Source organism: Nostoc sp. UIC 10630 (assembly GCF_010747425.1).
Taxonomy (GTDB): domain Bacteria; phylum Cyanobacteriota; class Cyanobacteriia; order Cyanobacteriales; family Nostocaceae; genus Nostoc.
This window is the reverse complement of the sequence record NZ_JAAGOG010000242.1, coordinates 1-10,169: the sequence shown is the minus strand read 5'-3', so window position 1 is coordinate 10,169 and position 10,169 is coordinate 1. Positions and strand designations below refer to the sequence as shown.

Below are 10,169 nucleotides of genomic sequence, written 5' to 3'. Positions count from 1 at the left end.
ATGTCCTCGAAGGCGAGATCACGCTCATTGAAGGAGACACAAAGACTGTATTACGTCCTGGCGACGCTGCAACTTTTAAAGCAGGAGTGGCGGTAGGTCACTTCCTTGAGAATCGCAGCACCAAGGCAACGCGATGCCTAGTAGTCGGCAACCGAGCGGCAGTAGACACAATCACGTATTCTGACCTTGATCGGGTGTGTCACCGCGATCGATCGCTACCAGACGACATCTGGACTAACAGTTTGGGAGAACCTGCTCCGAGTCCCTACTAGCAATAATTGCAGGATGCTTTTTGTAGTTCTCATAAAGATGGCATTTTGAATTTGACACTGCCTGAATCCGAGCAAAAAAAATAACAAAGTTGTCAAGGTTAATCTTGAACATCCTCATTAATGGATGTTCTAGCTATCATCCACCAATAATATCCAGCAGGCAGCAACATTGCCTTACCAGCACAACGGTGTAAAAAAACTAGTTCACCCCGGTGCATAACTGAACAGCCACAAATTTACCATGCAGATGAAAACTCAAGAAAACAAACACAACTTCCGTTGGCAGCGTATTGGGTTAGCCATAGCTTTCAGTGCAGTAGTTGTCATGCTTACTGGAATTGCTGTTGACAGATGGCATGTTAGAAATGGATGGTGCGCGAGATTTTTAGCCAACGGACAACAGAAAGTCTTTTACGGTGATGATTGTTGGAAATAAAATTATCATTGGGAAAAATCGGTAATTCAATGTCAAGCGATCGCGATCGCACTTTGGCCCAATAGCTGCTGAAGATTGCACTCAGAATTTATCGGGGGAAGCTCATGAACAATCAACCGAATCACAAAAACTTTAGCCCACAAGAAACGCCATGTCATATCTGCGGTTCACAAAATTTTGTTTGGGGTCGTACCGTTGGAGAATCAGTAAGTCAGTGGGTGTATTTCCGTGCTGATGGGGCTGTGTGGGGAGAAGGTGAAAAGCTGCGGACACGGAAATGTAGAGATTGTAACAATGTTCAGTTATTTACGTATGATTAGCTGTCAAGACAAACGAAACTAGCCTTGAAGCTAAAACCAGCACTCTAGTTAAAATTTGTCGCAGATTTCAAGCAGGCGCAGATCCACCAAGCGCATTTCTGTAAGCATCAGCAGTTTCTGTGCCAAAACCACCAGCTTGAGCATGACGGAGTAGCGATTGTACTATCGGCATCGCAATACTCATGCCAAATAAGGCATTGAAACCTGCAATAACCACTGGTGCAGATAATACAACTGTAAATTCTGGAAATAACGCTAATACAGCCACCAAGATCAGAAAAACAATTGATGTCGCAATGCCTGCTGCTTTTGCAGCTTCTACAATTAAATTTTTATACTCTTCAACAGTAATGTCGCCCCGATAAAGATCCAAGGAGTATGAAATCGCTGTGACTATAACTTGGGTGAGAATAGCGGTTCCTGTAGCAGTAATCCCCAACTTAGCAATTGTTCCAGAATTGCTGACAATAGAATCTACGGCATTGTAAACCCGAATATAAAACTGCTCCCCAACAGTCATAACCTTGGCTCCGCGACGCAGATTATCAACACCCACTTCCCACAGGATGTTGTCAGCACCATTTGAGCCACCTTGAGAGCGTGGAATGATATGGCTACCATGTTTATCGCTTAAGAATTCACGGATAGTCCGTTCGTTAGCTCCAAGCTTTGATGTACCGGGAATTTTCTCAAAAAGCTTCATTATATCTGCGTCAGAGCGAGGTAAATCTCCTACTCTTAGACCAGCACGATACCTGAATCTATTGGCAATCTTGGGCATTTCTACGGCTAATTCCGCCGCAGTCGAAGGCAGCTTTTGCAATGCTTCGGCTATGGACAGACTCGAAGTACTCACACCAATAGCAGTTGTTTCAAATGCTTTACTGATATTTTGTACAGCTTGAAAACCCTGCTGTGCTGTTGCAGGTAAATCACTAACCGCATTAATACTTGAGCTAGTAATCTCTACAGCAGTATTTTTAATTCCATCAACTACTCCTTCTATCCCCTTTGCTGTATTATTTGCTGCTTCTTGCGCTTTATCTTTGAGCGTATCCGCCAAATTTCGTGCTTGGTTAATGAAATCCATGTTTTAGTGAACTGTTGTTTTGAAGATTTGTATTTAGTTCAGCTTCTCCCCCCAAAGCTAAGAACCACATCAGCATTAATCATGAACTTTCAGAGGGATATTTAAAGAGATAGTAAGGAATTTATAAATTTAGGTTGTGCTAATTTAAAAATTGAACTATGGAGCTAGTTTAGCTGTTTTATTAACTATTTAGGTAGTTTTTTTATGGATACAGCAATCAGCATTATATGAGCCAGTTTTTAGCTTCGGTATTCTGTGCTTGAATTGAACAAAGAAAGTGATCGCTGCTCATCAAAGGGATCAATCTGCATTTGATATCTTTTAAGTCGGCAAATAGCAGATTAACTCTCGAATAACAATTTTTCTAACCTTTTTACTGCGACTGATGTAAGTAAAATTGTTATTGGTTTAAACTTATCTAACGTCAACTGTTTTGCAGAGGTAATACAGATGTGGGAATGTTGCAAATGCCATGAGCAGAATGAAGAAACTTTCTCTTTCTGCTGGAATTGTGGTACCTCAAACGATGGAATCGAGGACAAGTCATTCCAGGGAGTTGACGAAATTGCTCCTTCTAGCATTAAAGGTCAGCCAGTCTTAGTCACATCAACAGGGCTAGCCGAGTATCCAGATCAACAAGAAGTTGAACTTTTGGCGTGTGTTAAATGTGGTTCTGAAAATATAATTCCAAACGTTCGTATTGTCACCCACACAGAAGAGTTTAAAAAGGATCTGCAAGTAGAAATTTACGAAAATCCAAAAGCGCTCATATTTAAAGGAACTCACACTGGGACATTAACAGCATATATTTGTGGGCAGTGCGGTTATACAGAAATGTATATCAGCAATCCCCAATACTTACTCAATCAGTACAAGAAGAATAAGAAAAATTAATTGCCGATAAAACCTCTATGAATGTGGATATCAAGAAATAACTAAATCAAAGGGGAATACCCATTTCGGTACTGGGAGCGGGATCGGCTGTGATAATTTGTTTTGGGGAAAACTTAGTTTCCGTAATATAAGCAGGCCAGCTTAGGGCTAACAACCCTCCTAGAGAATGCCCGAAAATATAGAAATCGAAGTCTACCTCGTCAAATTTGGGATTATCTTGGCATAGCTTTCGCCAAGAGTCAGAAGTTAGGCCAATCGCCCTTTCCATCCAGACTGAAGGGCATAAAGAAGACTTAACCCAACTGTAGAAATCAATTTGACGAGATTCTTGCTATATTCGGGACTAAATAAGTAGATAAGTCTGACAATTAAGATAATAACCACTAAAGCCAAAGCAATAATCAAGCACTTTAGAGGGCTAGGTTCATTCTCATCTTCCCGAATTCTATGAAATTCCTCAGCCTTTCTTTTTTGTTGAACAAATTTTTCGGTTGATGGTGTTTTCCTTTGGGTGATTGTATCGATCACCATTTGATACCAAAAATATAGGTGACGTTTGTTTTGACTAGGAATCAATTTGTTTTGATCTAGCTCATCGGGATAGTCACTGTTTTGGAAGTCGGGAAAGAACACATAATAACCTTTTTTGGCTAAGGCTTCTAAGTGCGCTTCGTAGAATTTCGGCAGACATAAAGCGAAACCATGCAGGTAAGTGATTAACTTCCGTTTTCCCTTTTCGTCACGGTAAGGAGAATCAGGAACGAAGACTTGAATAAAATCCCCTCGGATATGACTACCGCTTTGATAGATAGTGTATCCTTCTTGTTTGCTAGTGTATTGCCACTCGAAATTGGTATCTGGATTGGTAGCATTTTCCATCGATTTATTTTCCTATTGCCAATACGACGTTTGAAGATTTGAAATTAGGGATGGCTACGCTCACCGCAGACATCATATCTTACTAAAAACCCAGTCGTTGTGACCGGGCTTTTGCGGGGCTATATTCCCCTGTCATTTATACTTAAGCATTCTGATAGTTACTACCACTTTGGTGCTAGTAATTTCGGAAAACTTTAAACACGTTCCATAAATGCGATGACCAAGCTTTTACAGTGCTGCAACCTAATGGTGTACTCGCAATACCAAAGTCTCACAAGGCAACTGAAATTATTCACTGCGCTGAGTGTTCCAAACCTGGATAACATCGTAATGACGCAACAGAATAATCAAATTAATTGCATCTACCAAAAATTCTTTTCAATAGGCTCTGAACCAATCAGAAAATCAAAATTACCTTCACCCCTGCTTTTCTTCAATGTTTCCATGATTTTTTTCGGGTTATCGTGGGGGCCATTCACATAAAATGGTTTCCCGTCACGACCACATTCAATACATATACTCCCATCCCATTCTCCGATGTGCGAACGCGATTTAGAAAAGTCTTTGTGTGGTTGAAATCCTAAGCTTTCTGCATATTCGTAAGCACTAAATATCATCCCTTGGGCAACTTCAAGGGAAACCTCTTGCGGTTTTCCGGGAAATGGCTCGAATAGTGATTCTGTAAATTCTTTAAATTTTATCCTGTCTACTGTGCGTGGTGCTATGGTATCTTTAACGCCTAAGCACCATATATCTAAAAGATAACTACAGACCGTGATTTGATTGTATCGAGCAACTCTTGCAATCACTACCAATCCTAAACCGCGATCAATATCATCATTGTTTTTTACAGGTAGGAATTTTGTCAGCAGATTTTTGATGCTGTTTTCTGGTGGGATTTTCGGTAACAATTGGATAAGACTCTCGCTTGCTAAACACTGATATACCGGGTCTAGCTCTCCTTTTGTCAATCTATCTAATGTAGTTTGCTGTGCTTGATTTTGAATCGCTGCATTGACATCTGACACTTTAATACCCAATTTCCGGGCTATTTGTTTGGGTGTTAAATTCAATGCCCGTAAATCCATTATTTCTTGTTGTTGCGTTCCTGTCATAAATTACTACTTTCTACAAACAACCGGGAGCAGAAATATTAAACCACAGCAAGATTATATTAGTTTAATCTAGAACGGCAAAACTAACTGGAGAGGTGAGACTAAAGGCTTAATTACGTATGCGTCTTAGAAAATATCAAATAGAGTATACTATACTTCCAACCTACCTCTAGCAAGTTTTACCGCTCTAGATTAATTCAAATGCTCAGTTCAAGATGGATTTTGGGAATTGAGCTTCGCTTGACTAATTGCATCCAATAAAAACAAACCCATATCTTTGATATATAGCTTTTTGGACACTAAAACCAAATAGTTCTTGACTGAAGGTTAGCCAGAGTTTATCAATAATCAATAAGTCTTTATAGGGAAAATTAGAAATATCTACTGGTCTAAAATATCTATCGTTTTCTCTATTAACCACTTTAAGCATTGCATAGAAAGTTAGTTCATCAGCTTCTTGCCAAAAGCCATTTTCAAGCAAATTTTGAAGTATTGTGTAATCAAATTTATCAGTAACAAGAGAGTTTTCCTCTAGTTGCAAAAAATCGCTCTGTTCTTGATAAGCTACTTGATAACTATTTTGTTTAAAGGCAGCGTTGTCTTTTAAGATTTTAGAAATATCTTGATGTTCATTATTTAATGGATAACTTACTTTTCTAAGTATCTCATTATGTTTATCTATTAAATTTTTGTAATATTGGCGTTCTTGATCTTGAAGCCGCCAATTAAAAAAATCTAATAAATCAAGTATAGGTTTTATCACTTGTTCAGACTCATCCTTTCCGATTTTACACCAATTAGCGAAATGTTCACAGTTATTGAAAACCAAGTGATAATTGCGTTCTCCTATTCTACTTTCTGCACGCATAATCACAATATCTGAAACGTCAGAATTATTATATTGCTTAACATAAACTTTTTGACCCTGGCTAAAATCCTTTAAAGGAATTTTACAAATATCTGTACCTGAGTAATGAATTGCTTTTCCATCGCCGCAATCAATACCATGATGAGTATATGGAACAAAGCCATAGTAGCGTTCAACATAAATGTGATCTCCTTTTCCCATAAAATTTAATCTTAGATAATGTCTATTAAATAAGTTTTAAGCTACCCTTTCAACTCATGCACACACTGCCATTCCTGCTGAGTAATCTTGTAATTGGTAGCATTGGGCTGACGAATCACAGAATGATTTTTCAGCACAGGGTCTTGTTTTAAGTTTTCCCGTAAGAGAGGCTTTTCTAACAACTTGCTGGTAAATCGAATCTTTGCACAAGGTTTAACACCAATGCGGCTGGTATCTATCCAATAGCCAATATCAGGTGGGTTTACAATAATTTTGGGAGATTCAATAATCTCTGCAATTGCATAGATTCCCGCCTTATCCCCAGACTTCCTTTTTCCTTTCTCGGTACTCCATCGCCAGCAACCATGTCCTTTGCATAGCGGGTTGCAAGCCACGGCATCTGCTCAAAATCGCGGATGCCATCTATGATGCGATAGTATTTGGGGTTGTTTTGCAGTTGCTTCTAACTTTTGTAAAGCTTCAAGTATCTTTATGTTTAATAGAAACTAAACGCAAGACGTTTTGATTTTTATTCACCTTTAGCTTTTTTTTAACTTTTGTTTGTGGACGAAATAACTGTATTCCTCTTGATTGGGTTAATACATAAAGTCCTCTATACACTTTTTTAAATTTTTTCAGTGATAAACTCATGTATTGTGCTATTCCCTCTTCAGTGATATCTTGAAAAATAGTTCCAGAGGATACCCCTGCTAAACCTCGCACAGCACCTGCAAGAATTCCATATTTACATTCTGCTATGTTTTGAGGATTGAGGAAGTATTCTACTGATTGGGATAAAGCACTTAGTTCTTTACGATTCGCCTTTTCTTCTTTCCAATAATCATACCAACAACCGTGTACCTGCCAGGGATATCCTAAACTGTTAAAGAAAACTGAATCTCCGTTACCGTTTGTATGATAATAAACAGTTTTCCCACATTTCTTACATTTGGTTGGGTAGGTCTTTGCTTGTACTTTATCCTTTGATTGTTTGCATTGTTTTTCATTACTATTAAGTAAGCTAGATATATTTCCATGAATATAAACACCAACATCTCCTCCAAAACCACAATTACAATCTGAGGGGTGATTCCAAGCATTACATGGCATATTATTAGAGTTTAAAAGGTCAAAGATGCAGTAAGAGAGTAAGCGATGTAAATGTTAAAGCAGCATTATTCAGTGCAAAGTTAATCTATCTCCAATCATTCTTCTTCATCTGTCACATCATTGAATGCGGAATCATCCACAGCCAATACAGGCTTGCCCATAGCAGCTTCAATTTTGGCAAGTATCATCCGTTGACGCGATGCCATAAAACCCTCAAAGTCGTCTTGTCGCAGTGTTATTGCGTCGATTTGGTGAGTTGCTAGAATTGCATTCATACCTGCATCGTCTAGCTGAACACTGTCATGCTTTTGAAGTTGAACCAAATATTCACTTGGAGCTTTACCGCCAATCATCCGATTTGCTTTAAACGATATGGGAGTTTTGTTGAGGATAGAGTTGTAGCGAGATGCGGGAATACCCTGCTTGTCACACCAACTTTTGGGGAAAATGTGATGAATATCTAGTCTGCGTTCTTCCCAATCGCTTTCATCCAAATCCCGAATAGTGGACTTCCAAAAGAAATCTTGAGAACCTTCACGTTGAATCAAGGTATTGATACCCTTATATGCAGCACTAGTTCGGGAACGCAAAGTCCCTAAACGTGCAGGTTGAAAATTAGCATCCCGAACAGTTGCAGGTTCGTGCCCACTGTCCTCAATCCAGTCTATAAGCTCTTGAATATCCAAAGCCATGCGAGTTTCAACTGCCCCGCCGTACAATTCGCCAAGGATACCGCACCAGAACCAACGGGCGATTTTGTCGTGGATTTTCGGTTCCAGCCAGCGATCGCCCAGTAATGCCATGACTGCGGCAAGAGGGATAAGTTGAGTGCGATAAGGCAAATCGCCAGTTGAGAAAAACGATTCCTGACGTAGAAATTTTGCAGCTTTCCAGTAACCTTGCACAAGAGGTTGTTTCCATTTTTGGAAAGCATCTACAGGTAAAGATAGAACGGCTTCGCGCTTGGCAGTCACACCTGTTATTTGCTTGCCTGTTTTACCTGCTTTTAAGTCTTCTCGTCGTTTTTCCAAAGTGTACAGTAGCGTTAATCCCTGGAAAAACTCTGTCGGTTCAACTTCATGTAATAAACGTTGTTTTCTAAGGTACGGTTGAATCCCTTCAATTCCTTCTTGAATATTACCAAACCATTCATCCCGCAAGTTGATATTATCAGCAGCATAGGTGGCAGTTAAAAGTTCAAAGACCGAGAGATTAACGCCACCAGTATTTACTTTCTCAAAGACAAGACAAACAGCTTCCTTCTTATTGTTGCGATTGAGTTCAATGATGGGTAGCTCATAATAACGAAATTCATCAATAACTTGGGTACGAAATTCTAGATAGCGACTCAATTTATTTGAGCCATGATTTGCATCGTACTTATTTAATCCAACTTCCCAAGCACCTGTGTTGAGAATTTGATTACAAGGAAAGTAGAAGCATTCATATTCCTTTTCTGGCGTACTGAGGTCAAGTTTGACATCACGCCCAAAGTTTTCTTTTTGAATGCGATTTGCATCAATGCTAATAATCGCACTTTCGTAATGTTCTGGTCCTAATAAGGCCGTTTCAATATCAATATAGTAATAACGCTGTACTATTTTTTTCTTAGAGTCACGGGTTTGAACAGGTTGCTTAAATATTAATACTTGCGTTAATGAAGTCAGCCGTTGTTGCCCATCGAGAATAAGCTTTTTCAATTTATCAAGTGTTGCTTGTGTTGGATCTACTCCCTCAACAGGCCGAGCTTTAAACTTAGCATCACCACCAGCCTCAAGCAGCATAATTGCTCCCACAGGGAAAGAACGCGCAATACTGACTAACAGTGAACGAATGTGTTCATCATCCCAAACCCACCCCCGTTGAAAATCGGGCAGTTGAATCTCACCAGATACAATGTCATCTAGTAAATCTTTTAAACTTGTTTTTGTAGAATCAAATGTAGACATAAAAAAGTCAGACTCCAGGAATTCGACATAAGATATTTCTTGTAACCAAGCTTTCAAATTGCATTTGCAAAGCAATAGCCGTTACTGGGTCATTAAGTAATACACCAGCTTCGATATTGCGCTCGTGAGCCGCTTCTGTAAAATTGGCAGAGGTCACAAGCACACGCTCCTGATCTACAACAACACATTTGGCGTGTAAACAAGCTTTTGATTCCACACCCACCGTAAGCGATCGCGGATCGTGAAAAACTTCAGGTAGTCTTTTCCCTGGCCAAATATCTTGGCGAAAACTACTGGCAAACTCCCACAGCAAAGTAGATGTTGGCACTTCACTGTTGTGCGGTCGGCTGACGTTAAGAAACATACGCACATTTAATTCTGGGGTTAAATCCATTCGTTCTGCCAGCACCATAAATAACTCTCGTGCTTTTTGTCTTTTATCAATAGCAAAGCTAGAAATCAGAACACTTGTTTTGGCAGTGCTAAACAACTCGCGCACAACAACACCAGTATCGCGGCTTTGAGAACCAGCAATTTCTGGGCCAGTCCAAACCAAATCAACGCGATCGCTCACAGCTTGAGATGTACTTCGTTCCTCTGCCAAAAGCCGCAGCGTATAAGCAATATGCTGAGAATGTACGCCAATGACATTAAGGCGGTTGAGTTCATCAACTATGTCTCGATTTAAAGCCGCAGGGATGTAGTTCGCTACATTGGATGTGGAAAAGGGTGGGGAAAGTCTGCCAGTTTCTAAAGCGACTGCCAAATTAATGAGGGTTGGACGACTGAGGTTGAGAAAACCCATTAAACAAGTACCTGATCTGGAAAGAATTCTGCTCCTAGTCCTTCAACAGTAGCCACAACCAATGCTCGGTCGAGAAACTCATTGCGGCGTTCGCAGGAAGTTTCCGCGATCAGTAAGCATCCATGACAAGCAGATCCGTGTAAAAATCTGGCGTTGCATAATAGCTGTTCACGCAGCAATTTTGCTCGTTATGAGTTAAGAGAAACAGCATGAACTAGATATACAGACTG

General features: G+C 39.8%; 13 protein-coding genes. 4 read left to right on the top strand and 9 right to left on the bottom strand.

Annotation, left to right across the window (positions count from 1 at the left end; genetic code table 11):
- The 3 genes from G1O98_RS33215 to G1O98_RS39515 all read left to right on the top strand — a co-directional run.
- Positions 1-272: cupin domain-containing protein (locus G1O98_RS33215; protein ID WP_163937545.1), on the top strand; the 272-nt coding region annotated here is incomplete at its 5' end.
- Positions 273-513: 241 nt separating this feature from the next.
- The gene (locus G1O98_RS33210; RefSeq protein ID WP_163937540.1) at positions 514-708 is read left to right on the top strand and encodes a hypothetical protein; all 195 of its coding nucleotides are present in this window, start codon (positions 514-516) and stop codon (positions 706-708) included.
- A gap of 104 nt (positions 709-812) precedes the next feature.
- Entirely contained in the window at positions 813-1,028 is a 216-nt protein-coding gene (locus G1O98_RS39515; RefSeq protein ID WP_207794521.1) for a hypothetical protein, read from the top strand.
- 67 nt (positions 1,029-1,095) lie between these two features.
- Here the strand turns inward: G1O98_RS39515 and G1O98_RS33205 are convergent, their stop codons facing one another.
- Complete coding sequence (locus G1O98_RS33205) at positions 1,096-2,118, bottom strand: HNH endonuclease (RefSeq protein WP_163937538.1); 1,023 nt, start codon at positions 2,116-2,118, stop codon at positions 1,096-1,098.
- A 450-nt stretch (positions 2,119-2,568) separates the two neighbouring features.
- On the opposite strand from G1O98_RS33205, the gene G1O98_RS33200 reads away from it, so the two are divergent.
- Positions 2,569-3,012, top strand: a complete 444-nt coding sequence (locus tag G1O98_RS33200) for a hypothetical protein (protein ID WP_163937534.1) — start codon at positions 2,569-2,571, stop codon at positions 3,010-3,012.
- Between the two features lie 246 nt (positions 3,013-3,258).
- Here G1O98_RS33200 and G1O98_RS33195 read toward each other — a convergent pair whose 3' ends face one another.
- The 8 genes from G1O98_RS33195 to G1O98_RS33160 form a co-directional block, all read right to left on the bottom strand.
- Positions 3,259-3,891 carry a hypothetical protein gene (locus G1O98_RS33195; protein WP_163937531.1) on the bottom strand — a complete coding sequence of 211 codons (633 nt, stop codon included), beginning with the start codon at positions 3,889-3,891 and terminating at the stop codon, positions 3,259-3,261.
- A gap of 362 nt (positions 3,892-4,253) precedes the next feature.
- Positions 4,254-5,006 carry a DNA-binding response regulator gene (locus tag G1O98_RS33190; protein WP_163937528.1) on the bottom strand — a complete coding sequence of 251 codons (753 nt, stop codon included), beginning with the start codon at positions 5,004-5,006 and terminating at the stop codon, positions 4,254-4,256.
- A gap of 244 nt (positions 5,007-5,250) precedes the next feature.
- On the bottom strand, positions 5,251-6,075 hold the full coding sequence (locus tag G1O98_RS33185; RefSeq protein ID WP_163937525.1) for a GUN4 domain-containing protein: 825 nt from the start codon (positions 6,073-6,075) through the stop codon (positions 5,251-5,253).
- A 41-nt stretch (positions 6,076-6,116) separates the two neighbouring features.
- Positions 6,117-6,470, bottom strand: coding sequence for an EVE domain-containing protein (locus tag G1O98_RS40390; protein ID WP_202985842.1), 354 nt, complete (start codon positions 6,468-6,470; stop codon positions 6,117-6,119).
- 85 nt (positions 6,471-6,555) lie between these two features.
- Positions 6,556-7,185: a hypothetical protein gene (locus tag G1O98_RS33175; protein WP_163937522.1), complete on the bottom strand. Its 630-nt coding sequence runs from the start codon at positions 7,183-7,185 to the stop codon at positions 6,556-6,558.
- Between the two features lie 95 nt (positions 7,186-7,280).
- Positions 7,281-9,134 (bottom strand): DUF262 domain-containing protein, encoded by a 1,854-nt coding sequence (locus tag G1O98_RS33170; RefSeq protein WP_163937519.1) that lies wholly within the window; start codon positions 9,132-9,134, stop codon positions 7,281-7,283.
- Between the two features lie 7 nt (positions 9,135-9,141).
- Entirely contained in the window at positions 9,142-9,939 is a 798-nt protein-coding gene (gene drmC, locus G1O98_RS33165) for a DISARM system phospholipase D-like protein DrmC (RefSeq protein WP_163937516.1), read from the bottom strand.
- Complete coding sequence (locus tag G1O98_RS33160; RefSeq protein WP_163937513.1) at positions 9,939-10,118, bottom strand: hypothetical protein; 180 nt, start codon at positions 10,116-10,118, stop codon at positions 9,939-9,941. Before G1O98_RS33160 ends, drmC begins: the two co-directional genes overlap by 1 nt.
- Positions 10,119-10,169 lie beyond the last annotated feature (51 nt).

Coding starts and splice junctions, on each gene's coding strand:
- G1O98_RS33205 (WP_163937538.1), bottom strand. CDS start 2,118: ATGGATTTCATTAACCAAGCACGAAATTTGGCGGATACGCTCAAAGAT.
- G1O98_RS33210 (WP_163937540.1), top strand. CDS start 514: ATGCAGATGAAAACTCAAGAAAACAAACACAACTTCCGTTGGCAGCGT.
- drmC (WP_163937516.1), bottom strand. CDS start 9,939: ATGGGTTTTCTCAACCTCAGTCGTCCAACCCTCATTAATTTGGCAGTC.
- G1O98_RS33170 (WP_163937519.1), bottom strand. CDS start 9,134: ATGTCTACATTTGATTCTACAAAAACAAGTTTAAAAGATTTACTAGAT.
- G1O98_RS33190 (WP_163937528.1), bottom strand. CDS start 5,006: ATGACAGGAACGCAACAACAAGAAATAATGGATTTACGGGCATTGAAT.
- G1O98_RS33185 (WP_163937525.1), bottom strand. CDS start 6,075: ATGGGAAAAGGAGATCACATTTATGTTGAACGCTACTATGGCTTTGTT.
- G1O98_RS33200 (WP_163937534.1), top strand. CDS start 2,569: ATGTGGGAATGTTGCAAATGCCATGAGCAGAATGAAGAAACTTTCTCT.
- G1O98_RS33195 (WP_163937531.1), bottom strand. CDS start 3,891: ATGGAAAATGCTACCAATCCAGATACCAATTTCGAGTGGCAATACACT.
- G1O98_RS33175 (WP_163937522.1), bottom strand. CDS start 7,185: ATGCCATGTAATGCTTGGAATCACCCCTCAGATTGTAATTGTGGTTTT.
- G1O98_RS39515 (WP_207794521.1), top strand. CDS start 813: ATGAACAATCAACCGAATCACAAAAACTTTAGCCCACAAGAAACGCCA.